We start from the raw sequence: 26,359 nt of genomic DNA, 5'->3' as shown, positions 1-26,359 counted from the left end.
TATTCATCTAAATTCTAAGTTGTATTACTCTTTGCTTTTTGGCTTTTTCTTGATGCCAATACGATGACCTATATATTGAGATGTCATCTCCACATTCTCAATATTATAATAGTGTTCAATGTTATTCAAAATGTCGTTCGGAAAGGCTGAAGGTCTTCCTGAAGTCGTATCAATGCCCATCAGCATCACTTCATATGTTGCACATAAATCATCATCTGCATTAAACATTTCCATTAGTACATGTAATCGTTTGCTATCATAATTGTGAAGATGTACTTTAACAATGACATCTTCATTTTCTTTCATTTCATTAAGAAACATGACATGATTTTCTAAGGTGAATACGGTATATTGATAAGATTGAATGGCATTAATAGTTAAGCCTAAATGACCTAACCAATCATCTGTTGTATCACTGAAAATTCGGTTATACATTGCATCATTTAGGTGCCCGTTATGATCTACCCAATCACGATGCACTTTTGTGTGAAACACATACTGTTGATTCATCATTGTAATTCCGCTCCGTTAGACTTTTTCATCGCTTTACTATCACTTGGCCAATATTGTTCTGCTAATTCTTTCACTTTAATTAGAAATTCGTTTCTTTTTTGATCAAGTTCAGACATTGTATATCCTTGAGAAGATGCTTCACTACCACTTACTACTTTATGATATAGGTCATCTGTCAGTTCAGGCGCGATGAGTTTTGTCCAAGGTTTTTTTAAAGCTGGCCCAAATTGTTTTAACATATGACGCATACCACCTTCACCACCTGCCAAGTGGAACGTCATAAATGGACCATATTGTGCATAACGTAAACCTGCTGCATGGGTAAACGCCTTATCAACTTCCTCTGTTGTTGCAATACCATCATTAACTATGTGCAATGATTCACGCCATAATGCTTCCATAAGACGATCTGCAATATGTCCTTCTATTTCATGACGCACATGTAAAACATCCATACCAATACTTTCATAAATCTGTTCGGCTTTAACTGTTGTTTCTTCAGATGTTTGCTTACCTGGCACAATTTCGACTAATGGCAAAATATATACCGGGTGAAATGGATGGGCAACAACTAATCGTTCAGGATGTGATAAGTTAGCTTGTAATTCTGAAGGCATAATTCCTGATGTACTTGAACCAATTGTTGCTTCAGGTTTCGCATAAAAATCAATCTCTTTTAATACAGCATCTTTAATTTCTTCTACTTCTGGTACATTTTCTTGAATATGATCCGCATCTTTGACCGCTTCTTCTAAATGTGGTGTAAATGTTAGGTTTTGAATTGATGCATTTTCAGCAAGGCCCATTTGCTCTGCGTAAGGCCAATTTTGTTTAACTTGTGTCAACATGCGTTCATATGCACCTTCACTTGGATCAGTAGCAATCACTTCATGACCATGCGCAAGCATTCTAGTAATCCATCCACTACCAATTACACCTGTTCCAACAACTGCGAATTTCATTATTTGTCTCCTTTACCATGAGGATTTCTAAGATTAAATTTTTCTCTTGCTTCAGCAGGTGTAAGTGGCTCAATATCTAGTTCTGCTAAAATTCTTTTTGCCTCTTCTACCAATGCTTCATTCGTTGCTTTTACACCTTTTCTTAAATAAATATTATCTTCCAATCCAACACGAACATTTCCTCCACGTTGCGCAACTTCTCTTACAGTTGGCAGTTGCATCTTACCAATGCCAAATGCTGACCAATGTGCATTTTCTGGTATACGTGATTTAAGATATTCTATTGTTTCAGGATCATTCTCTGCACCCCAAGGAATACCTAAACAAAATTGGAACATAGGGTCTCCATCAATTAATCCTTCTTCTATCATTTGTTTGGCAAAACTCACATGACCTGTATCAAAACATTCAAGCTCAGGTTTGACTCCTGCATCTTTAACCATTTGTGCTTGTTTACGTAACCACGATGCAGGGCTTAAGTATATTGCATCTCCCATGTTGACACTGCCACAATCTAATGTACACATTTCTGGTAATAAGTCACCAATAGGTTTAAAACGTTCTTCTGGTGTTTGAATCCAAGTTCCTTCTCCACCTGTCTCTGGATGTTCTAGACTTGGAATGAAATCTCCACCGCCACCAGATGTCACATTAATGACGATATCTTCATCAGCTTCTCTAATTAATCTAACTGTTTCAGCATACAGTTCTGGATCATGACTTACTCCTCCAGTTTCAGGATCTCTTACATGAATATGTGCGACAGTTGCTCCTGCTCGTGCACATTTAATTGCTGAATCTGCAAGTTCTTGTGGTGTAACTGGTACGTTCTCATTTTTTTGTATTGTATCTCCAGCGCCAGTAATAGCTGCTGTTAAAACAACTTTTTGCATCATTAACACCTCTAAAAGTTTTATTTTTTTATGACATTGATTACTATACCAACTAGTCGGTTTAGTTTCAACTGACTTTACACAAAAAAGAACAGAGCGATGTACGATACATCACCCTGCTCTATGGATATAGCTTATTTAATTTTTTTCTATTTGCATCTTTAAACGTTCAATAACTTTCTCTCTCATTTCTTCATCTATAGCACTAATTCCGAATATTTCCGACAACCATAAACCATCGACAGCTAAACGAATAATGGTTGCATCTACCTCATCTAACCCGTCGTGGGTAATTTGATATTGCCATTCTTGATATGAGGTCTTTAATGGTGATAATAAACTTCTATTAGTCCCTTGCGCCGCTAACATTCCAGAAGTAATAGGCGCATTATCCGTACGATGTTCTCTTGTCGCTTCTATAAATGCGTTGAGCCATTGCCCTTTTTTGTTCTTTTCATTACCGATATGTTGGTTCACGTTATCTCTGTACAAATTATTGGCATAGTTAACCAGCTCTTTGATAAGTTCATCTTTACTTTTAAAATGATAAAATAAACCACCTTTACTTATTCCAGCCCTTTGAGCTACAGCATCCAACGTGAGATAATCAGCACCTTTTTCATTAATAATAGCTGCGGCCGATTCTAATATTAATTGTCTTTTGGAAATTCTAGGCATTTCGTCACCTTCTTTATCGAATTCTAAATAATATATAATTGTAATTATTTAACACTTTTTCAACACCCATACTTATCGAGTGTATTTATTTTATAAACAACTTTTCTTAAATTCAACTTTATTAACATGAATTGTATTTATTAATAACGATTTACTTATTACTATATGTCACAAACATATAAAAAGTAAACTTATCATATAATATATGTTCCTCTGTCAACGTCGGTTAACTATGAAAAAATATTAAGTAGCTCTATTCCGTGCTTAATAATTTTTTATTCACTTTTAAAAATCCAAGAAAAGAGAGAGCGAATTCGCCCTCTCTTTTTTGTGGAGTAGTACTATTAAATATTATCTCACTAACAATTAATATACTTATTAATAAAATGATGTATTTAAAAACTATAATAATCTTGAAATATAATAATTAAGAAATTCGCAGTTATATCATTTATTACCTCAACCTTATTGTACGTGGGACGATTTTTTAGCAGTCATAAAGTATACAATAATACCAATAATGAAACCAAAAAATGCTGGAACAATCCATCCCATACCAATGTTAAAGAATGGGAGATAATTTTCTCCAAATCCAATGATTGTTTGTGCAAATTTTGTATTAACAAAGAACTCTGGACTTGCTTTCACACCATCTACAAATGCCGCCACCATTGTAAATAATGTTGTAAATCGATAGACAATCTTAGAATGTTTAAATAGTGGACTAAGTAATGCTAATAAAATTAAAGTAATCGCTAAAGGATAAATGAACATCAATACTGGTGTTGAATACATAATAATTTTTGTTAAACCTACATTAGCAAATATACAAGCTAATATACTCACCCCAGTAGCTAACCAAAGATAGTTAGATTTAGGGAATAACTCTGTAAATGTTTCCGAAAAGGCTGTGATCAATCCTATTGCTGTTTTCAGACATGCCACAATGATGATTAGTGACAAAATAATAATTCCATAATCCCCTAAATAATGTTGTGCAATCTGAGCAAGAGCAATACCACCATTTTCACTTACTTTAAAACGACCTAAACTCATCGTACCCATTAAAGCTAATAAAGTATAAATAACACCCATAGCTATAATACTAATCGTACCTGATTTTAAAGTTTCTTTAGCGATTGTATTCGGATTAGTAATCCCCAACTTTTTAATTGTAGTAACAATGATAATACCAAATGCTAATGATGCCAAAGCGTCTAATGTATTATATCCATCGATAAACCCTTTGAGTAACACGCTATTGCTATAATCAGCACTTACTGGCGCATGACTAATTCCACCCATAGGACGGATAAATGCAAGCACAACAACAATTCCAAGCAAGATGAGAAAGACCGGATTTAGGAATTTTCCAATATAGTCTAATATTTTAGAAGGTTTACGCGAAAATAACCACGCTACTCCGAAGAATAAAATACTAAAAATAGGCAACAACGCTTGGGCCGTACCAGATGAAATAAATGGTGAAAATGCTATTTCAAATGACGTCGTCGCAAGTCTTGGCAACGCAAAAAACGGACCTATAACAAGATATAAGCCAATTGTGAACAAATAACCATATATTTTACTTATCCTTGAGGAAATTTCAAAGACCCCGTTTGTTTTAGATACACCTATCGCTATAATTCCTAAGAAAGGTAGTCCGATAGCCGTGATAAGAAATCCTAAATTGGCGGTCCATACATTTGACCCCGCAGTTTGACCTAAGTGAATTGGAAAAATGAGATTTCCAGCACCAAAAAATAGACCAAACAGCATTGAGCCGATAAATAGATTCTCTTTTAATGTTAGTTTATTTTTCATCATTAATTATGTATCTCCTAATAATATGTATTATTAGCTATTATACATGATTTTAACCGTCTTCGTGGCACGAAGTTATATTTATATATATATTGTATTATTACATCTTAATCTCATCGCTTTTTATTTTATAACACGATTCAAACTATAAATAATGAAAAATTTTTAATATTGCTATACATTGTTGTTTTTTATAAGAAATGTTAAGTCAATATTTATTTTTTATTAAAAATCCATTTATTTTGGCATATAATTTTTAATAAATAAAAGTTTTTGATAATATTAAGTGTACAAGGATTTTTATTTTTTATTAAAAAGTGAAAATCATTACTAAAAATGAGGAGGACTGTGAAATGACTGTATTGAGTGAGCAAGACAAAATAAGATTATTAGCTGATATCGTCAAGATTCAAACTGAGAATGATCATGAAATTGAAGTATGTGAGTACTTAAAAGACCTGTTAAGTCAATATGATATTGATTCTAAGATTGTTAAAGTTAATGATTCACGCGCTAATTTAGTTGCTGAAATTGGTAGTGGCGCTCCAGTCTTAGCAATCAGTGGACACATGGATGTTGTAGATGCTGGTGACCATGATGATTGGACTTTTCCTCCATTTGAACTCACAGATAAGGATGGCAAGTTATTCGGCAGAGGTACCACTGACATGAAAGGTGGTCTTATGGCGATGGTCATCGCGATGATTGAATTGAAACAATCAAACGCATTAAAGCAAGGTACGATACGTTTATTAGCTACTACAGGAGAAGAAACGGAACAATATGGTGCACAATTACTTGCTGATGAAGGTTACTTAGATGATGTGAGTGGTTTAATTATTGGCGAACCAACTAGTAATATCGCTTACTATGCTCATAAAGGTTCTATGAGCTGTGTAGTCACAGCGAAAGGTAAGGCTGCACATAGTTCTATGCCACACCTAGGTACAAATGCTGTTGATATTTTAGTTGATTTTGTAAATGAAATGAAACAAGAATATAAAAATATTAAAGAGCATGATAAAGTACATGAGCTAGACGCTGTTCCAATGATTGAGAAACATCTCCATAGAAAAATTGGTGAAGAAGAATCACATATCTACTCTGGATTTGTAATGTTAAACTCTGTTTTCAATGGTGGTAAACAAGTTAATTCTGTTCCTCATAAAGCGACAGCTAAATATAATGTAAGAACTGTTCCAGAGTATGACAGTACTTTCGTGAAGGATTTATTTGAAAAAGTCATTCGTCATGTGGGTGAAGATTATTTAACTGTAGATATACCTAGCAGTCATGATCCAGTGGCAAGTGATCGTGATAATCCTCTTATTCAAAATATTACACGTATTGCACCGAATTATGTACATGAAGACATTGTTGTGAGTGCATTGATTGGTACAACTGATGCATCTAGTTTCCTAGGAACAAATGAAAATAACGTAGATTTTGCTGTCTTTGGACCTGGTGAATCTATTATGGCGCATCGAGTTGATGAATTTATTAGAAAAGATATGTATTTAAGTTATATTGATGTTTATAAAGATGTATTTAAAGCATATCTAGAAAAATAAACTATTTAAACTTATGAATCATATTTTTATTAAATAAAGTTAATTGAGATATATTTTAAACTCAGTTTATCGACTGATTAAACGTAAAGAAGCCTGAGACAACGATTGATGTCTCAGGCTATTACTATATTTATCTTTCTATAATGTTACAGGTATTTTGCCATTAAAATTAACATAGCGATAAGCTTCTTTAACCGCTTCATCGTCAGGCGGTTCAACATTTTCGAGTTGATAAGGAATGCCTAAATTTTTCCACTTATGCACACCGAGTTGATGATATGGTAAGATTTCAAACTTTTCAACGTTATCTAAAGAATTAATAAATTCTCCTAGTTTTATCAAATCTTCTTTATCATCCGAAATACCAGGTACTAAAACATGTCTAATCCAAACAGGTTGTTTCATATCAGATAATTTACGTGCAAACTTTAAAATATGTGTGTTAGGTTTGCCTGTTAATTTGATGTGCTTATCATTATCAATATGTTTAATATCTAATAAGATTAAATCTGTATGCTTTTGCAACTCATCAAAATGACGATTAAATGCTGGTGTATCATTTACACAGCCCGCAGAAGTATCAATGCATGTGTGAACACCATTTGCTTTTAATTCTTTGAATAATTGCTCCAAGAAAGGCATTTGTAGTAATGGTTCGCCACCACTGACTGTTACCCCACCGCCTGAAGCTTCAAAGTAAGGTTGGTACGGCAAGATTTCATTTACCATTTCATCAACCGTCACTTCTCTTGATGGTTCGTTAATCTTCCAAGTGTCTGGATTATGACAATATAAACATCTTAACAAACAACCTTGAGTAAATAATATATATCTAAGTCCTGGCCCGTCGACAGTGCCCATACTTTCAACGGAGTGTAAGTGTCCTTTAAGCATTTTGCTCCCACCTTAAATTTATTACATAGATTCGTGGAATGTACGTGAAATAACATCTAATTGTTGTTCACGTGTTAATTTAATGAAGTTTACAGCGTATCCAGATACACGAATCGTTAATTGTGGATACTCTTCTGGGTGTTCCATTGCATCAATTAATGTTTCTCTATTAAACACGTTAATATTGAGGTGATGACCATGTTGCATTGCATAACCATCTAACATACTAGTTAAGTTTTTATTTTGATCTGCTTCTTCTTTACCTAGTGATTTCGGTACGATACTAAATGTATTTGAGATACCATCTTTACAGCAATCATAAGGTATTTTAGCTACAGAACTTAGTGAAGATAATGCACCTTTTTGGTCACGACCATGCATTGGGTTTGCACCAGGCGCAAATGGTTCGCCAGCTTTACGTCCATCTGGTGTGTTACCAGTTTTCTTACCATAAACAACGTTTGAAGTAATTGTTAATACACTCATTGTGTGTTCAGAATTACGGTATGTTTTATGGCTACGTAATTTAGTCATGAAACGTTCAACTAAATCTACTGCAATTTCATCAACACGACTGTCATTATTACCATATTTAGGGAAGTCGCCTTCGATTTCAAAGTCAGTTACAAGACCTTCTTCGTTACGGATAGGTTTAACTTGTGCATATTTAATCGCTGATAAAGAGTCAGCTGCCACAGACAATCCAGCGATACCAGTTGCCATTGTGCGAATAATTTCTGTATCATGTAAAGCCATTTCAAGACGTTCATAGCTGTATTTATCATGCATATAGTGAATGATATTTAATGAGTTGATGTATACGCCAGCTAACCAGTCCATCATTTTTTCATATCTTTCGAAAACTTCATCATAATCTAGTACGTCTGATTTAATACCTTCATAACTTGGTCCAACTTGTTTGCCAGATTTTTCATCTTTACCACCATTGATAGCGTAAAGTAATGCTTTAGCTAAGTTAGCACGTGCACCGAAGAATTGCATTTGTTTACCAATCTTCATGGCAGATACACAGCAAGCGATACCATAATCATCGCCATAGCTTTCACGCATTAAGTCATCATTTTCATATTGGATTGAGCTCGTTTTAATACTCATTTTAGCACAATAGATTTTGAAGTTTTCAGGTAAGCGTGTAGACCATAATACTGTTAAGTTTGGTTCTGGTGCTGGACCTAAATTATCTAATGAGTGTAAGAAACGGAATGAGTTTTTAGTTACCATCGGACGGCCGTCAATACCTACACCACCGATAGATTCAGTTACCCAAGTTGGATCTCCAGAGAATAATTCATTATATTCAGGCGTACGTGCGAATTTAACGATACGTAATTTCATAATGAAGTGGTCAATGATTTCTTGAACTTCTTGTTCAGTGATGTCACCATTTTGTAAATCACGTTCAGCATAAATATCTAAGAATGTTGAAGTACGTCCTAAACTCATTGCTGCACCATTTTGTTCTTTAATAGCAGCTAAATATGCTAAGTATAACCATTGCACAGCTTCTTTGAAGTTAGTAGCAGGACGGCTAATATCAAATCCATATTTTTGTCCTAATTCTTTTAAATCTTGAAGTGAGCGATATTGTTCTGATAATTCTTCACGTAAACGAATCACATCTTCAGACATTTCAGTGGACATTGTGTTAAAGTCTTTAAGTTTTTGTTCCATTAAGAAGTCTACACCGTATAAAGCAACACGACGATAGTCTCCGATAATACGTCCACGTCCGTAAGCATCTGGTAAACCAGTAATAATACCAGCTTTACGACAATTTAACATTTCTCTTGAATATGCATCGAATACACCTTGGTTATGTGTTTTACGATATTCAGTGAAGATTTTTTCTGTTTCTGGGTCTAATTCGTAACCATACGCTTCACATGCTGCTTTTGCCATACGAATACCACCGAATGGTTGCATAGAACGTTTGAATGGTTTTTCAGTTTGAACACCAACAACTTTTTCTAAATCTTTGTCTAAGTAACCAGCGTCATGAGAAGTGATTGTCGATGCCACTTTAGTATCCATATCCCACATGCCACCGCGCTCACGTTCTTCTTTTGATAATTGCATTACTTGATCCCATAAAGTTTCAGTTGCTTTTGTAGGACCTTCTAAAAATTCATCGTCACCTTCATATAATGAATAGTTCAATTGTATGAATTCTCTCACGTCTATATTTTTATTCCAACGACCTGTTTTAAATCCTTGCCAAGCATTAGTATGATTATTTGTTTCTAACATACTCTCCGCCTCCATTTCGTATTGTTAACGTTTTCAACGGTAGTATACCACGAAACATGTGATTAATTTCACATAATTTATGGCATATTTTCTACTAAAGTTTGTATAAATTACGAACCTGTGACAGAAGTTATAACAGTTTGTGAATAAATTATCCTGTTACATAACAGTTTTCTGAAAAATTTCTTCTATTATTAAACCTGATAGTATGAAAAATTCACTATATAATAATGACAAGTAAAACAAAACCTGAGACAACAATTGTCTCAGGCATAGTTTATCTATCATTAAATTAGAAACTGGCTTAGTCTTTTTATCTCTGTTACTAATAAGGCTAAATTGAGAAACATATCCATATCATAGATATTATAAATGTGCGTTTGGGAGTCCTAACACATAAATTTTATAGACATTTCAACTTAGAGCTCATAAGCCATATGGGGATTATATTCAAAATAAATTCTACTCTATCTCATTTTCCACGCTCTTAATTTACCTCTTTATTATTAACTTCTTTCTTTTTAAAAAGCCATAAAACTAGAATTAAAAAGATATGAATGTAAAAGTTTCTTCTATTGTAATCAAAAAGCGTGAATATTCAATTGCAATAAAAGTTTGATACAATTTCATTTCTTTCGTTTTAACAAAGTAAATAAATCGATTTTTTACATGTGCGGGAGTGTAACCTCAGACAAACTGGAGGCTCCCTTAAAATTTATCATTATTTTTATGTAGTTTTGCTATGAGGCTTTTGAAACACTTTGTCTTTGTCTAATTTTACTTAGTGTCATTGCAATAGTAACCAATAAAGCGCATAAAATATACATCCATTTAAATCCTACCGTATCTGATATTGGCCCCATTAGCACACCTCCTAGTGAAATCCCTAAATCTGCACATGCTATAAACAATCCTAATAACATATTACGTCCTATCTTTGGTAAGACAAAACTTAAATACGTTGTCAATGTAGGATAAACGAGCGCTTGTGTTATTCCGATAAAGATTGCACTTATATATACAAATATACTCACTATATGTGGTCCAAAAGCTACAATGACTGAAGCAACCATCAGTAACGTTAAGACAATCATCATAAAACGGTGATGCCATAAACCATCAGATGGTACATACTTACGTAAATAAAATCTAGCTATCACTACTGTAATGGCTTGAATTGTGAGGAAAATACCTGCATTCGCGAAACCTTCCCTAACCGTATATAATGGTATAAAAGTACTCATCGCACCAAACACGATAGATGACAAGATCATAATCATACCACTGCAGAAGAGTGCTTTATTTTTAAAAAATTGGACATATACAGTCATTGCATTAAAAGGCAAGACTTCGTCTTTTGGTGATACCTCTTTTTGTGTATTTGCAAAAGTAGTTCTATAACCAAATAAGGTTGTTGTTACTGCAATAAAAATCATAACAATAGCAAATATGGACATATTTTCCACGTGCCAAATCCCAACTGCAATTAATGGTCCTAATAAATTGGGAATCGTTGAAAATAATGAATAGAGAGATACACCTTCTGAACGATATTTCTCAGGTAAAGCATCTATAATACCCAATTGTAAAGACATTGAGAAGAATGCCGTACACACACCTTGCATGATACGTGCAATCAAATAACCTTCAAGTCCTGTAAACCCATATAATACCAGTGCCATAGCATTAATCAATAATATAATACGCAATACTTTAATCGGACCAATACGTGCAATAATTTGACCAGCCCAGGGGCGAAATAGCATTGCCGTTAGCATATAAGCTCCCATTACAATTCCAATTACAGTATTCGTCGCCCCCAAGTCATGTCCTCTTAGAGGTATGAAAACATTGAGTATGGCATTCGCACTAAAAAACATCAATGTTAAAATATATAATCTTAAAAAAGGCCAAGACATGGCACCTTTCATATTGTCACTCCTTAGATTGATAGTTGTTTATCAATCAGTTCTCTTGTATAACCATTTTGTTGCCTATGCAATTCACTTATAGATGTCCTAGCTTCGATACAACCATTTTTAAAAATAAGCAAGTCATCACATATATATGTCGCAGCTTGTATATCATGAGTAATAAAGATATAACTCAGCTGGTGTGAGTGACGTAACCTTTTCAATAAATCTAATATTTGTGTTTGCATAGACATATCTAATGAACTAATCGCCTCATCAAATAATATATAATCTGGTTGCATACATATCGCACGTGCAATAGCTACACGCTGTGCTTCTCCACCTGAAAGCATATGTGGATAACAATACAAACAATCAGATTTTAACCCTACTTCACGTAGTAACACTGTTACATACTCTTCCATATTCTCCTTCGATGTACATCGACATTGATTCATTACTTCAAACAAAATATCTTTGACAGTATGAAAAGGATGCAAAGAAGAAGTATAGTCTTGAAAAACCGCAGCAATTCGATGACGTCTCACTTTTTTTAAATGAACAGGCTGACCGTCCAAAGTCACTTGTCCTTGATCTGGTTTTTCTAGTCCTAAAATCATACGACTCAACGTAGACTTTCCACTTCCACTTTCACCAATAATTGCTACTGATGCACCAGTGGGACAATCAAATGACACGCCTTTAACTACAGGAATACGTTTATCACGAAACATTGATTTTTTTCCATAAAATTTAATAACATTTTGAACCTTAAGCATTGAAATCACCCCTCAGCACAAACTGAAAATAATCATAAATTGTCTTTTTAGTTGATAATAAATAAGCTGTATAGTGATGACGAGGTTGTTGTAATACCATATTTGTTCGACCTTCTTCTATCACACGACCTTCTCTCATAACTACAACACGGTCTGCAATTTTATTAATCACTGTGAGGTCATGAGATATAAAAATCATGGCGCAATCAAAATGATGTTTTATATCTTTAAAAGCATTGATAACTTCATATTGTGTGATGGTATCTAATGCTGTGGTCGGCTCATCAGCAATGATCAATTTAGGTTTCAATGCTAATGCTAGTGCAATCATCATACGTTGAAGCATCCCACCTGACAACATGTAGGGATATGCTTTTAATAATGACTGAGGATCTTTCAACTTCATATACGTCATATAATGAATAAGTTCTTGTTTTATTTGTTGCTTTGATAATGTCGTATGTGCACGCAAAGTTTCAATCATTTGCTTTCCCACTTTAGTTGAAGGATCAAATGCCCGTGTTCCTTGTTGCATAATCATCGCAATATCTTTACCACGAATTTTGCGTAGTTGCTTTTCAGTTATTGTATTTAAATTTTGATGTTCAAAAAAGATATCTCCGCTTACAGATAAACGTTGAGCGTTTAAACCTATTAATGCCTTACAAGTAATCGATTTTCCGCTTCCACTTTCTCCAATAATACCTAATGTTTCTCCACATTGAACTGTGAAATTCACGTTATCAACGAGCGTCTCATCTGACCATGTGTCCTTAATTCCTAAATGTGCTACTTTAAGCAGTGTCACGTGCTTTCACACCTTTCTTCAGAGCCAGTCGTTTTTCTTTAGCGGACATACGAGGATCAATCGCCATTTGTAAAGCATCTGATAAAAAGTTAAACGCCATCACAATTATGACGATAGCCACACCTGTTGTCATCATCATTCCAGGATGTGTGAACATTACTTTTCGTGCTTCATTAAGCATCATCCCCCATTCGGCTGTAGGTGCCTTAACACCTAATCCAAGGAATGAGAATCCTGACATTTGTAATATCATTGAACACATCGAACTACTAGCAATAATCGCTATGTCAGTAAAGGTTAGTGGCAAAATATGTTTGCGAATGATTGTTAAATCATTCATACCAATTACTTTGGCAAATTTTACATGATCAGCTTCAATATATTGCATTACACTGGTTCGAATCACGCGACAAAACCACGCCCATCGAGTCAATATAAATGCAATAATAATATTTTCTACACCCATGCCAAACAACGTAATCAATGCCAATGTGACCACATAGCTTGGAAAAGCTAACATCACATCGCATATACGCATAATTATTGCATCGATATAACCTGGGAAATAACCTGAAATAAACCCAAGTATCGCTCCTATCACAACGGAAATAATCAATGCGACAAATACATATAACAAACTAGGTCTTATGGCGTATATTATCCGTGTTAATACATCTCGACCTAAATGGTCTGTTCCCAACCAGTGAGACCAACTTATACCAGCAAATTTATTTGCTGTATCAATGTGATTCGGTTCATAGAATGTAATTAAAGGAGCTAAAACTCCAAGCACTACGTAGATTGTAATAATAGCTATAGCAAATATGGCACCTCTATCTTGAAATAGACGACGTAACACAATCATTTCATTGCCTCCCTTAAACGCGGATTTAATATTGCATTAATGATGTCTGCAAGTGTATTAAAAAGAATAAACAACACCGCGACAATGAGCACGTATGCTTGAATTACTGGAAAATCATGTTCAGTAATCGCTTTAATACTTAATGGTCCTAAACCCGGCCACGCAAATACATTTTCAATAACGACTAGACCTCCCATAATCATTGGTATCGACATACAAAAAATAGATATGGCTACCTGTAATGCATTACGTAATACATGCAGCAACATTGTCAGACGAGGTACACCACTAGCTTTTAAATACAAAACATAATCTTCATTTAATTGTTCAAGCATAGATCGTCGGACATTTCTAAAATAAATTCCTGTATAGGTAATCGTAATAACAAAGACTGGAAGAATATAACTTTCTGGACCAGTGAGTCCTGAGGTTGGTAATAAATTGAGTTTTACAGATACATAAATAATTAATATTGAAGCTACCCAATATGAGGGCAGAGCTGTTAGTAGAAAAGCTATTGAACGTATAGCACGATCTGTAAATCTACCACTAGTCAAAGCACTCACTATGCCTAGTACAACAGACGTTATCATTACCACAACACTGGAAATCAAAGTGAGTTTTAATGTATTCATAAACGCTGGCCCCATACGCTCAGATACTGGATCCCCTGTGATATAACTCGTTCCAAATTTAAACTGCAAGGCATCAACAAGCCAATTTTTATATTGCGTGAATATCGGTTGATTTAATCCATATTTTTCTTTAGTTTCAGCTATTAAATCTTGCGTTATATTAGGCGTTCCTTGGGCATGTAAAATTGTTACGGCTGGATCTTCGTTCGTGAGATAGGTCATCATGAAAGTCATAAAAGTCACTACAATCAATAATGGAATCATGAGAGTAAGACGTTTCATAATAAATTTAACCATGACGACGCTCCTTTATTTATATTGCATTTCATTAAATGGAAGCTCATATTGTGATTGTGTAAAGGATAATTTTTGTAAATCTTTAGGTGCAACAACAGTCATTCTCCCGTGAGTAATTGGAATAAAGACACCTTCATCGTCAACTTGTTTCAAAATTTGCTGATACGCTTTTGAACGTTCCTTTGCATCTTGAATTTTGAACGCCTCATCAATATCTTTGTACAGTTGTGACTTATTCTTAATACCTAATGTTGCACTTTCATATCCCGTTTTCGTCTTAAATGCTGCTAATGTACTCTGAGGATCATATAATAGCCCCCATGTTTGATTAAACATTAGATCGTAATCACCAGAACTACGACGTTCAGCTACTTTATCTGACGTTTCTCCGTTTATATCTAGTTGTACACCTAACTTCTTAAATTCTGCCTCTAAGAATTCAGCTTGTTCTTTTTGACTGGAAGAGCCTTTGTCATAATACAACTTAAGATTCAAATCTTTGCCCTCTTTTTGACGAACTTGTCGATCTTTTGAAAGCACCCATCCGGCCTTATCTAATAACGCTTGTGCTTTTTTCTTATCATATGTTCTTGTTGGTAAATTAAAGTTTATATCTGTCACATTTTTAGCAAATAGTTGTGTGGCTGGCTTTTCTTGCTTGTTTAAAATATCTTGAGCTATTTTATCTCTATTTACCATGTGACCTAATGCTTGTCTGACTGCTTTATCACTGACTGCACTATCTTTCTTACCAGAATTAACAACAAGCATTTTTGTATTCATGGCTTGGCTACGTTTTACTTGATAGCTTCCGGTTTCTTTTAATTGTTTTAAACTATCTTTATCTAAGCTGTCTGTACCTCTATCATCTGTATAAGCAAAGTTGGTTTCTCCTTTTTTCATTGATAAAAATGCTGTTTCTCCAGCAGGTTTAACTTTTGCTTCTACTTTATTTAACTTTGCCTTTTCTCCCCAATATTGATTATTTTTATTAAATTCTGCAGATATATCTTTTTTGTGTTCACCCATTTTAAATGGTCCTGTACCGTCAAATGATTTCACACCATCTTTGGTTGTACCGTGTTTAAAATCTTTAGGCGATACAAAAACGTATGGTCGTGGCATAGCTAGTTCTGCTAACGCAGGTTGATAAGCTTCCTTCAAATGTAGTTGTACCGTATACTTATCCTTAACTTTGACATCATCAATCAGTGTTGAAAGTTTTAACCATGAATGTAGTTTCTTATTTTGTTGTACTGCATCGATGTTTTTCTTCACTGCGTCTGCATCAAATTTCGTACCATCATGAAAAGATACATCGTCCCTTAAATAAAACGTATATGTTTTACCATCAGGTGAAATGTCCCATTTTTTCGCTAATAATGGCTTAATACCATCCTTGGTATTGCGAACTAACGGCTCATAAATCATACTCTCTGCGGACATTGAACCTCCATAAACATGGGGATTCATATCTCCAATATCTTTGACAGTTGTATATGATAATACTTTATTCTCTTTTTTCTCTGTTAGTTCTTTGTTACTTCCACAACCGGCTAAAATAATCCCAGATACAAAAATGACTGTACTTAGTTTTGTGAGTTTATTCATTGTTTTCCTCTTTCTTTTCGAAAATATGTAAACTTATATTATTACGTTTTTTATTTATAAAAAGTTAAGTAGTTCGTCACTAACGCTAAATCCTGTTTAAAATGATGTAATTCGAATTGCTTTGATAGTTGTTGATGTAAATGTGTATCACAGTATTGTTTAACGGTAGTTTCATAACGTAATAACAATGTGTCAATCATCGGTGTTGCAACGTTTAATGCTCTTCCAATTGCTTGAATCATCAAAGTACGATAATAATCTTCACTCGGCATGCGTGGTATATGTATAACTCCTTGTTCATCAGTATCAACATGTTTGTATGGTACGGCAGAAAAATCAAAATATGCACCTTGATCGTCCGGATTAGAAAATGGATCGATTAAAATTGCTGTATATCGCACATAAAGTAGATACTCTTGATGAATAGCTGATAAATTTTCAAAGCTTTCAATATCAACTTCGCGCATGGTCTCATCACGTATAGGGTAATTTTCTTTCACCATAAACTTCAGGAGATTGACCGAGGGTACCTTTAATTTTTTTAATATCATCATCATTTCTTGCCACATTAATCGCATTTCATGTATTAAGGTCATTGTAATTGGACCCTCTGGAAATAGCTTATATACGTATACTGGCACTTTCGTCCCTTCAAATACCGCCTTTAATGAAAATTGATTCATAAACAATGGTGGGTGTACATAAAGTGAACTATTATGTATCTCCGCATGTAGCGGTGTGTCCATCGTTGTTAATTCTATATTCAAATAGTCGAATAAAGACTTAAGCTTATACAACGTAATAGACTGAGAATGAGTCGAACCTACGAATAATTTTGATTTAACTCGTGTAGTTAGGACACAATGCGGTTGTGCTTTATCAAATATTCGGGTATCGCCTAGATAAGTGGAAAACGAAATCACTTCACCTTCACAATGAACATCTGTTAGTATTTGCTTAACAAGCATATGTGATCCTAATGTTGGCGAGACCAAGATAATTTGTTTAATACGTTTTAATGTGGACTTAGATAATTGCTGTAATATCGGTCGATACGCATCAGCAGTACATGCTAAAATCACCACGTCATAATATTGTGTAATGTCTTTAACATCTTTAAAAAAATGTCTAACCGTAAACTTACCTGAAAAACACTGATGTGCATCATTTTGAGTCATTACTGAAAAAAAGCCGTCACGATGATACGCATCAAAGACTCTCTTAGATTTGGTTGATGCATGAACGCGACTCACCATATCAACCATATGTTCCCCATGTAAGTTACATAGTCGAGCAAGTTGAATAGCGACCGGTCCACTACCAACCATTAATATTTTAGACATGTTCAACACCAACTTTTGATGCCACTTTACGATAAAGTGCAATATCAAAAATCTGCTTCGGTCGTGTTTGTAGTTCTTCACATCGCCATTGTGTTTCGTCAGTTGCTTGAGATGGATAATTAAACAATGCTTTCATATCATCACCGTATCGCATAGCTACAACAACTTCATCATTCGTCAATGTGTAAAGTTCATTCAAAATGTCATATTTGATAGGTATCGTCGAACTGAAAATAATATGAGTCACAGATTGGATGTCTTCTAATTGATCAACTGTTTGATTACTAATAACGATATCTTCATTTGGAGCTAGTACATTGACGACACGTTGCCCTAAATCAACTGCTTCCGAATCTATATCTATACCAATGACCGCAGCGCCAGTTTCTTTAGCAACTTGAATTAATGTCATAGGATATGCACCCGACCCAATCAGTAACAACTTGTCATTTTGTCCAATTTGCCATCTTCCGAATTCTTCATTAATACAATGCTCTATATTTTCGAAATAACCTGACGTGGAGGCCCTACCATTCAACAAACGTTGTGCTCGAATGACTTCTACCTGTTTCACACACTTTGCTGATACCTCTTGAAGCTTCTTGGTAAAGCTTATTTTTGTTTCTAAATCATTCCATGTTAAATAATGATGCTCTGCCAAAGGTTGAAGTATCCATTGACTGTATTCATCAATCAAATTTTCTAAATCAACAATATGCCGACTATCTTCCAAAACGAGTTGATGTAAGTACGTAAATTGTTCTAAATAATATTGTAATTGGTTCTCTATTTTTGTATGCTCATTCATATTTGCGTCATTGTCTCCTGTTCTATATATGCTTGTCCTGTTGCGACAGTTGAAACTTGACCCTTAATCGTTGTTTGATATTCATTTTGTCCAGACTTTCTGGATGAGACAATAATACTGCCTCCGGGTTGGTTAACTAGGTAATCTTGAATATCATGATCTGTTAGATAATTAACCAACACACCGATAGAAGCCGCTCCTGAACCACAGCTATTTTCCCAGATTAAGCTATCTATTGCAGGTATATGTATCAGTGGATATATGAATTGTTTATCTTGTTGAAAAAGCATGACACCAATTGTTTTAAATTGTCGATGCCATGTTTGCGCACTGACAAAATCTTCCACGCACTGTTTTATTGCCAAATCTACATCATCACACATCATCACATAGTGAATGTATGTATCATAGCTAATTTCAAATGCTTTAAACTGCTGTTCCCCTAATTTCACAAATCTTTCCTTAACTTGATGTACTTTTGGCATAGTCACTTCATAATGTTGCGAATGAACTTTACACTCTACAGGATGAGAACACCCCGAAACTCTTAATTGAAATTGTTGATGCTGTATCAATAAACGTTCTTTTAAATAGTGAATGTAAGACATAGTCGCATTACCACAAAATTCATTTCCACTCATTACCAAGTGATAGTTATCCCCATTTTCATAGTTTACTGATTCAATAAACCCTACTTGTTCACAACACATGTGTGTTGTCGCCATCAACTGATGTGCAATCGCAGCATATTCGCTCGGTTGATGCTTTGAATGAACAAGAATTGTCATATTCCCAGATGGATTATATTTTGAAAATTCGACCACTTGACGTTGCATAAAACACTCCTTTTTAATGTAAATTTTCAAATTAAATTGTTAATAAAAATGATTAACCTCATAAAAATCAATAACTTAAAATAATTGCATAAAACAAATCGTAATTGTTACGATTTGAGAATTATATTAAACGAGGCACATGCAGTTGTCAATATAAATGATAATTATTTTCAATTAATAGAATAAAGTGAAACAATCTTATTATTCGCATACACCTCAATCTAAAATAAAAAGTGTAGCTATCAATAAACATGCTCATCAATCCATTTCAATTGGCATTGTATTTGTTGTCGTCATCTTTGTAAGTGTTATCCAAATCCTATTACATCAACGTCTTAAACAGAACGCACCTCTCGAAAGATTATATTTGGTACCTTATAGTCAACTTAAACTATACTTGACTTATATCAGTGTACATGTGGTCATACTGATGCTCATGCTATTGATGATTAGCCTTTTAATGCATCAACCATTAAGCATTCTTTTCTACTTAAAAACACTGATTATAGTTTTATTTTATGAGGCAGGTATTGCTTTATTACTTTTTAAAATTAATGTTCTTAGTCACCGTATATTCATGGCTATTATTTATACGGTAGCGATAGGTATTATATATTTATGGATTCAATTGTAAAGGAGTCATATTCAATGATAGATATTCAAAATGTTTCCAAAAGCTATAAAAAGAAGCATATTTTCGATTCCCTAGATATGCAATTTCAAAATCATAAAATTACTATTTTATTAGGTGAAAATGGTGCTGGAAAATCTACATTATTGCGTTTAATTGCAGGTATTGAGAATGCAGACGAAGGACGTATTCAATACTTCAATCAATATTTGTCAAGACGTCGAATACGTCATATTGTAGGCTATGTCCCTCAAGACATCGCACTATTCGAGCATATGACTGTCATGGAGAACATTGAGTTTTTCAAGTCACTTTGTGAAAATCCTATTTCAGATGAAACACTTCATTCTTATTTATCACAATTAAACTTTACTGATACAAAAGTGAAAGTATCTAACCTTTCTGGGGGAAATAAACGTAAAGTCAATATTATGATAGGTCTACTTAGTCGGCCTAAAATACTTATTCTAGATGAGCCAACAGAAGACATTGATTTAGAATCAAGATATGATATTCACAACTTATTACAACAAATGACCGATCAATGTTTAATCATCATGACGACACATCATTTAGACGAAGTTGAAGCACTAGCAGATGATATTAAAGTTATAGGTCAAAATCCTTTTTATCATGATATTTTAGAAAATAAAGGTTGGTCTTTTAAAAAATATGCAAATGCCTTAGCTGATAATACGAAATCTTAAGCTGTACTTTCACTCCATCACTTCATCAATATTTAACATCAAAAAGGCTTGCCCTTTCGTCGTATATTTCTCGATTGAAAAGGCAAGCCTTAATAAATTTTATACACATTTATTTATCGTGTCTAACTTATCTGTACACTAATCCACCATCAGTTAAAATGGATTGGCCTGTAATATAATCAGAATCATTTGAAGCTAAGAATGATACTAAGTTCGCAACATCTGATGGCTCTTGATATCTTCCAAGTTTGATTTCTGAAGAAAATGCTTCAAACGCGTCTCCTATTTCTAGACTATCATCAAGTTTCACCATTTCTTCATCAATACGATCCCACATTTCAGTTTTGGCAACTCCTGGGCAATAAGCGTTTACGGTAATGCCTTTGTCTGCTAATTCTTTAGCAGCTGTTTGAGTGAAGGAACGTACAGAGTGTTTTGTAGCTGAGTAAGTGCCGAGTACTTCATAAGATTCATGTCCTGCAATACTACATGCATTGATAATTTTACCTTTACTTTTTTGTTTAATAAATTGGTTAGCAGCTGCTTGAATTCCAAACAATGTACCAAATACGTTAATATTAAATAACTTAGATAATTCCTCTTCCCCAATTTCTAAAATTGGCGTCACTGCATCAACACCTGCGTTATTCACCATGACATCTAATTGACCAAATTCTGTAACTGCGAACTGAACTAATTCTTCCTGTTCTTTCTTTTTAGATACATCACTCTTGAATGCGACAGCTTGATAACCTTTTTCTTTGAATTCTTTCTCAGTTTCTAATAGAAGTGCTTCATTAATATCTTGTAGTACTATATTAAACCCATCGTTAGCAAGACGTTCTGCAATACCTTTACCTAATCCACCTGCTGCACCTGTTATAATTGCTGTTTTACTCATATCTATCTTCCTCCTTATTTATCATCTACCCTTTAAACATGGTGGTAGTAATAAGATTGGGAAATGTCAAATGTTGTTAATATATTTGTCGAAAAGTTGTTGTTTTTATGCATTATTAAATACAACTTCAAATTACTAACACTGCTTTTTACTGCAACAATATACCTTTTAAATATCTACATTCTTTTTAGGAATTAAACAATACGCCGCAATAAATGCGATAAACACTAAACCTGCACCCACGATAAATGCGATAGTAGCTGCTAAATATGCCGGGTGATTTACAGATAATGCCGTATATATTGTTGTCACAACAGCGATTCCAAATGCTGCACCTAGTGTAGAAGTCATTTTGATAATTCCTGATGCAGTACCTGCTTTTTCAGCTGGAACATTAGATACAGCAGTAGATAGCGCGGGAGTAGCAAAAAATCCTAATCCTAGACCTATAAAGATAAAGCCAATACATGCCACAATATAATAAATCATATTAGGCAAAGAAGTGAATGCTAAAAGTATAATACCAACAGTAATTGATACCGGACCTAACATCAATGGCAATTGCGGTCCTCTTTTTTGCATAAAACGTTCACCAACACGAATCATTAACAAACTACACAGCATATATGGAATTGTAATTAAACCGGCTTGTGCAGCTGATAAATGCTTATCGTCTTGAACATAAATATTAAATAATGCTAATGAACCAATATCCATGTTCACCATCAAGTTGGCTAATGTTGTTCCAATATAAACATTATTTGAAAATAAACTTAAATCTATAAAAGGTTCATCTTGACGTTTTTCAAATATATAAAATGCAATTAATGTCACAATGAATATAGCAATTAATATCAATATAAGAGGATTTAACCATCCAATTCTATCGCCTTGCGTAATCACTACGTTAATGCTTAACATCATGACAACAAAAATAATGATTCCAACGATATCAAATTTTTTATTATATGCAGACTCATCTTTAGATTCTGGTATACCTCTAAGCAATATTAAGGCGATAATTGAAAAGATGATTGACAACACGAAAATCCATCGCCATCCAATAAATGTAGCTATAATTCCAGCAAATAGGGATGCTAACCCTGTTCCACCATAGGATCCGAATGACCAATAACTAAGCACCTTTTGTCTTTCTTCACCTTGGAAGAAAGAATTAATTAACGCGATAGTTGCTGGAAGTAAGCATGCAGCAGATAAGCCCTGTAAAACACGCCCTAATAATAATAAAATTGGTGCATGCGAGATAATCAATGCAATAGAGCCAAGTATACTTAATATTAGACCTGCATTTGTGATTTTAACTCGACCTATTTTATCAGATAATCCCCCTGCTACGACTATAAATACACCTGTTAAGAGTGATGTCAGACTGACCGCAATATTAACAATACTCATATCTACATGATAAAAACGTTGAACATGTGGTGCGATATTCAAAAAAGACTGTGCAAATAACCAGTATGTGAGAATCCCTAAGATAATCGCTACAATTAGTTGTTTCCCTTTATTAAACTGTTCGCTCATCGTAAGTGGCCTCCTACTCTTCCGTCATTTATTTCGTTACAGCACTTTGACCGGCAATGCGACCAAAAGTAAAAATATCTGCCAGTGCATTTCCGCCTAAACGGTTACCAGCATGAATACCACCGGCAACTTCACCAGCCGCATATAAACCTTCAATGATATGACCTTCAACATCTATAACTTGTGCATGCGTGTTTATTTTTAAACCACCCATAGTATGATGTATTGCAGGTTTACGTGGTGTCGCATAGAATGGTGCTTTTTCAATTTTTAAATCAAATGCATTTTTATTGAAATCCTCATCTTGTCCTTGTTCTACGAAGGTATTATATCTTTCAATCGTGTTCACAAAAGTAGTTGTATCAATGTTTAATTTTTGGGCTAATGCTTCTAAGGTATCTGCTTTTACTAAAGTGCCGTCTTCTAATTCTTGATTAATTTTGTCCTCAGTTGTATTCATAGCTAGTGCTTTAATATTTGCATCTGCAATAATATAGAAGATACCGTCTTTTTGTTCTAATGCTGCCTTAGATAATACATCTCTACTTTCAAATTCGTTAACAAAACGTTGTCCTTCCTTATTAACGAAGACAAAGTTTGAAGGTGTTACGATTAATCCAGTAAATAATGCACCTGTCTTCGGATCAGAAATCGGCATCATTTGAGAGAATCCCATACCTACGATGTCAGCGCCTGCCTGCACACCTAAACGGATACCATCACCTGTAATTGCAGGAGAATTCGTTGTCTTAATGTCATCAGGAATATTATCCCAATACGTATTATATTGTTGTAGCATTTTTGTATTCGCTCCAAAGCCACCAGTAGCCAACACTACACCATGACGTGTATGAATCTTCACTTTAGCACCATTTGCTTTACGTGCTTCAATACCAACAACTTGATTACCTTCTTTGATTAACTTTTCTGCAGTAGTTTCTGTAAAAATACGACCATGATTATGTTTAACGTAGTCTCCTAAATTTTCAATGTACTCTAAACCTTGTGCTTTCATTGGTTTATGACCACGACGCCATAAAGCACCCACAGGCATATCTACAAACGAACGATCAAAATGTACACCTTTGTCTTTCAACCAGTATACAGATTCCAAAACGTTATCTGTGAGTGTTTTAACTAAATCATAATCACCTGATATTTCGACATTATTACGATCTTTACGTTTACCACCTAAATATGTTTGAATACGATGTAATTCGACAGAATCAAAAAGATATTCATCTTCATTACTGCTATTTTCAAGATAGTCTTTAATTTGACGTTTTAAAGTATTGAAATCTTCAATGTAAGCTTCATCTATATCATTTTCATCATGATTTAATAACTGTATGAGTGTCTCTTTTTCACCAGCAAGTGCCGGGAATGCATTTTGCCATTTAGGCTCAGCAGCGTTGACTTGACCACCTGTACGGATAGTATTGCCACCTATAGCCGCAAATTTCTCAAGCATGATGACTTCTTTTCCTTCATCTAATACCGTAGCAGCTGCACTGAGTCCGGCACCTCCTGTACCGATTACAACGACGTCAGCCGTCTCTTCAACGACCTCATCAGACCACTGAACAACTGGTTTAGGACGCGCCCGTAAAATATCTGGGTCTTCTCCTGCTTGTTCAATTGCATCTGCAATACCTTGCACGATGCCTTCACTTGTTACTGTCGCACCTGAAATGACATCTACATTCAGTGTTTGCCCATTGATAATATCTTGAGGTAAACGTTCAAACACTGGGTTCGCTATGCCTTCAGACTCTCCGCTATCATCTACCTCGATACTTACAATCTTATCTTCTGATAATTGGACTTTCATAGGTAAGTTGCCATTATGACCTTTTGCATAGACATGATACGTACCTTTGTTAAATTTAACTTTTTTATTTTGAAGTGCTTTTAATTTTTCATATTTACGATGCTCTTCTTCTTTATCTAAAATCATAAAGTCCATTACTTTCCATAAAGGGGATGGTATGTGAAGTACTTTCTGATCATGTATATCGACAAATTGTTCTACTTCTTCGTTTTGTGAAATTTTATCTGTCCATTGTGGTTCCACTAAATAGGCTTTCCCAACACTTAAAAGATCATATCCTAGTTCAAGGGCATGTTCTGCATCTTGTCGTTGGGCAATACTACCTACACCAATTAATGGAATTTTTGCCAACTGTGCACTTTGCATTTTGATGTACTTATTAATTAAAGGTTCTGTATCTTCTTGATTCACAATAGATGTACGTTGATAACTGTTTGCTGATATATGGAAGTAATCAGGTTCATATTCTGCTAATGTATTTAGTAAAAACATAGTATCTTCAAAACGTATGCCTGGTTCTTCAATTTCTTCAGGTGAGAATCGATATCCTATAATAAAATGAGAAGCCTCTTTTTCAGCAACGACGTGTTGAACCTTTGTTAAAACTTCGATTGGAAATCGTGTACGTTTTTCACGACTGCCTCCCCATGAATCTTGTCTCCGATTAGAATGTGGAGAGAAAAATTGTTGTAATAAGTATGTGTTGGCGCCATGAATTTCGACACCATCAAACCCCGCTTCTATAGCGCGACGTGTAGCCTCTCCAAAGTCATCAATCATCTGATTGATTTGAGCATGTGTCATTTCTCTAGGTGGTACAGCATCAGGTCTTAATGCTGCAATGGGGCTCGCAGATATCGGCTGCTCTCCTTCATTAAATTTAGGATTTGCCATTCTTCCGGCATGATAAAGTTGCAAAATCGCTTTTGATCCCTTAGCTTGAATCGCTTCTGCTAAACGTTTGAGTCCAGGTATTTTGTCATCATTATCAATACCTATAGCTCCCGGAAATCCTCGTCCGTGATTTTCAACAAAACAACTTTCAACAATGATTGCTGAAGCATCACCAGCTCTAAATTGATAATAATCAATCATTTCTGATGTAACACTTCCATCAAAATACCCAGCTTGGATAGTCATGGGTGCCATTAATACTCTATTTTTTAATTCGGCACCACATTTAAATTTAAAAGTATCGAATATTTCCTTACTCATAGCAAATCCTCCTAGTTTTTTGTGAATATTT

At 34.5% G+C, this 26,359-nt stretch carries 22 protein-coding genes; 3 read left to right on the top strand and 19 right to left on the bottom strand.

Annotation, left to right across the window (positions count from 1 at the left end; translation table 11 throughout):
- Window positions 1–24: 24 nt before the first annotated feature.
- The 5 genes from FNL83_RS00915 to brnQ all read right to left on the bottom strand — a co-directional run bounded on the left by FNL83_RS00915 (window position 25) and on the right by brnQ (window position 4,873).
- The gene (locus FNL83_RS00915) at window positions 25–513 is read right to left on the bottom strand and encodes a thioesterase family protein (protein ID WP_002437763.1); all 489 of its coding nucleotides are present in this window, start codon (window positions 511–513) and stop codon (window positions 25–27) included.
- Window positions 510–1,475: a 3-hydroxyacyl-CoA dehydrogenase NAD-binding domain-containing protein gene (locus FNL83_RS00910; RefSeq protein WP_001830516.1), complete on the bottom strand. Its 966-nt coding sequence runs from the start codon at window positions 1,473–1,475 to the stop codon at window positions 510–512. The genes FNL83_RS00915 and FNL83_RS00910 overlap by 4 nt, the downstream gene beginning before the upstream one ends.
- Window positions 1,475–2,368 carry a beta-keto acid cleavage family enzyme gene (locus FNL83_RS00905; RefSeq protein WP_002494032.1) on the bottom strand — a complete coding sequence of 298 codons (894 nt, stop codon included), beginning with the start codon at window positions 2,366–2,368 and terminating at the stop codon, window positions 1,475–1,477. Before FNL83_RS00905 ends, FNL83_RS00910 begins: the two co-directional genes overlap by 1 nt.
- Before the next feature lie 138 nt (window positions 2,369–2,506).
- Entirely contained in the window at window positions 2,507–3,046 is a 540-nt protein-coding gene (locus FNL83_RS00900; protein ID WP_142191173.1) for a TetR/AcrR family transcriptional regulator, read from the bottom strand.
- A 465-nt stretch (window positions 3,047–3,511) separates the two neighbouring features.
- Window positions 3,512–4,873, bottom strand: coding sequence for a branched-chain amino acid transport system II carrier protein (brnQ, locus tag FNL83_RS00895; protein ID WP_002437758.1), 1,362 nt, complete (start codon window positions 4,871–4,873; stop codon window positions 3,512–3,514).
- A gap of 350 nt (window positions 4,874–5,223) precedes the next feature.
- Here brnQ and FNL83_RS00890 point away from each other — a divergent pair, with 350 nt between their 5' ends.
- Window positions 5,224–6,441: an ArgE/DapE family deacylase gene (locus FNL83_RS00890; protein WP_001830510.1), complete on the top strand. Its 1,218-nt coding sequence runs from the start codon at window positions 5,224–5,226 to the stop codon at window positions 6,439–6,441.
- A gap of 138 nt (window positions 6,442–6,579) precedes the next feature.
- Here the strand turns inward: FNL83_RS00890 and pflA are convergent, their stop codons facing one another.
- From pflA to cntK, 11 genes are all read right to left on the bottom strand, one after another.
- A complete protein-coding gene (gene pflA / locus FNL83_RS00885; protein ID WP_001830511.1) occupies window positions 6,580–7,335 on the bottom strand; it encodes a pyruvate formate-lyase-activating protein in 756 nt (251 codons plus the stop codon).
- A gap of 21 nt (window positions 7,336–7,356) precedes the next feature.
- Window positions 7,357–9,603: a formate C-acetyltransferase gene (pflB, locus tag FNL83_RS00880; RefSeq protein ID WP_001830559.1), complete on the bottom strand. Its 2,247-nt coding sequence runs from the start codon at window positions 9,601–9,603 to the stop codon at window positions 7,357–7,359.
- Between the two features lie 740 nt (window positions 9,604–10,343).
- Window positions 10,344–11,534: a staphylopine family metallophore export MFS transporter CntE gene (cntE, locus tag FNL83_RS00875; RefSeq protein WP_001830562.1), complete on the bottom strand. Its 1,191-nt coding sequence runs from the start codon at window positions 11,532–11,534 to the stop codon at window positions 10,344–10,346.
- A gap of 11 nt (window positions 11,535–11,545) precedes the next feature.
- Complete coding sequence (locus FNL83_RS00870; protein WP_001830579.1) at window positions 11,546–12,295, bottom strand: ABC transporter ATP-binding protein; 750 nt, start codon at window positions 12,293–12,295, stop codon at window positions 11,546–11,548.
- The gene (gene cntD / locus FNL83_RS00865; protein WP_001830532.1) at window positions 12,288–13,103 is read right to left on the bottom strand and encodes a staphylopine uptake ABC transporter ATP-binding protein CntD; all 816 of its coding nucleotides are present in this window, start codon (window positions 13,101–13,103) and stop codon (window positions 12,288–12,290) included. The genes FNL83_RS00870 and cntD overlap by 8 nt, the downstream gene beginning before the upstream one ends.
- Window positions 13,090–13,968 (bottom strand): staphylopine uptake ABC transporter permease subunit CntC, encoded by an 879-nt coding sequence (gene cntC, locus FNL83_RS00860; protein ID WP_002437750.1) that lies wholly within the window; start codon window positions 13,966–13,968, stop codon window positions 13,090–13,092. The genes cntD and cntC overlap by 14 nt, the downstream gene beginning before the upstream one ends.
- Complete coding sequence (gene opp1B, locus FNL83_RS00855; RefSeq protein WP_001830582.1) at window positions 13,965–14,900, bottom strand: nickel/cobalt ABC transporter permease; 936 nt, start codon at window positions 14,898–14,900, stop codon at window positions 13,965–13,967. The genes cntC and opp1B overlap by 4 nt, the downstream gene beginning before the upstream one ends.
- Before the next feature lie 12 nt (window positions 14,901–14,912).
- Window positions 14,913–16,511 carry a staphylopine-dependent metal ABC transporter substrate-binding lipoprotein CntA gene (gene cntA, locus FNL83_RS00850; RefSeq protein ID WP_001830462.1) on the bottom strand — a complete coding sequence of 533 codons (1,599 nt, stop codon included), beginning with the start codon at window positions 16,509–16,511 and terminating at the stop codon, window positions 14,913–14,915.
- A gap of 50 nt (window positions 16,512–16,561) precedes the next feature.
- The gene (gene cntM, locus FNL83_RS00845; RefSeq protein WP_002437743.1) at window positions 16,562–17,854 is read right to left on the bottom strand and encodes a staphylopine biosynthesis dehydrogenase; all 1,293 of its coding nucleotides are present in this window, start codon (window positions 17,852–17,854) and stop codon (window positions 16,562–16,564) included.
- The gene (gene cntL, locus FNL83_RS00840) at window positions 17,847–18,662 is read right to left on the bottom strand and encodes a staphylopine biosynthesis enzyme CntL (protein WP_001830574.1); all 816 of its coding nucleotides are present in this window, start codon (window positions 18,660–18,662) and stop codon (window positions 17,847–17,849) included. Before cntL ends, cntM begins: the two co-directional genes overlap by 8 nt.
- Entirely contained in the window at window positions 18,659–19,498 is an 840-nt protein-coding gene (gene cntK / locus FNL83_RS00835) for a histidine racemase CntK (RefSeq protein WP_001830571.1), read from the bottom strand. The genes cntL and cntK overlap by 4 nt, the downstream gene beginning before the upstream one ends.
- 187 nt (window positions 19,499–19,685) lie before the next feature.
- On the opposite strand from cntK, the gene FNL83_RS00825 reads away from it, so the two are divergent.
- Entirely contained in the window at window positions 19,686–20,132 is a 447-nt protein-coding gene (locus FNL83_RS00825; RefSeq protein ID WP_001832584.1) for a hypothetical protein, read from the top strand.
- 14 nt (window positions 20,133–20,146) lie between these two features.
- Window positions 20,147–20,836 carry an ABC transporter ATP-binding protein gene (locus tag FNL83_RS00820; RefSeq protein WP_001830566.1) on the top strand — a complete coding sequence of 230 codons (690 nt, stop codon included), beginning with the start codon at window positions 20,147–20,149 and terminating at the stop codon, window positions 20,834–20,836.
- A 127-nt stretch (window positions 20,837–20,963) separates the two neighbouring features.
- Here FNL83_RS00820 and FNL83_RS00815 read toward each other — a convergent pair whose 3' ends face one another.
- From FNL83_RS00815 to FNL83_RS00805, 3 genes are all read right to left on the bottom strand, one after another.
- A complete protein-coding gene (locus FNL83_RS00815; RefSeq protein WP_001830577.1) occupies window positions 20,964–21,737 on the bottom strand; it encodes an acetoin reductase in 774 nt (257 codons plus the stop codon).
- Between the two features lie 168 nt (window positions 21,738–21,905).
- A complete protein-coding gene (locus FNL83_RS00810) occupies window positions 21,906–23,282 on the bottom strand; it encodes an MFS transporter (protein ID WP_002437731.1) in 1,377 nt (458 codons plus the stop codon).
- 28 nt (window positions 23,283–23,310) lie between these two features.
- On the bottom strand, window positions 23,311–26,328 hold the full coding sequence (locus FNL83_RS00805; RefSeq protein ID WP_002437728.1) for an NADH-dependent flavin oxidoreductase: 3,018 nt from the start codon (window positions 26,326–26,328) through the stop codon (window positions 23,311–23,313).
- Between the last annotated feature and the right edge of the window lie 31 nt (window positions 26,329–26,359).

Source organism: Staphylococcus epidermidis, from assembly GCF_006742205.1.
GTDB classification, from domain to species: domain Bacteria; phylum Bacillota; class Bacilli; order Staphylococcales; family Staphylococcaceae; genus Staphylococcus; species Staphylococcus epidermidis.
This window is presented reverse-complemented; position numbering and strand designations above follow the sequence as displayed.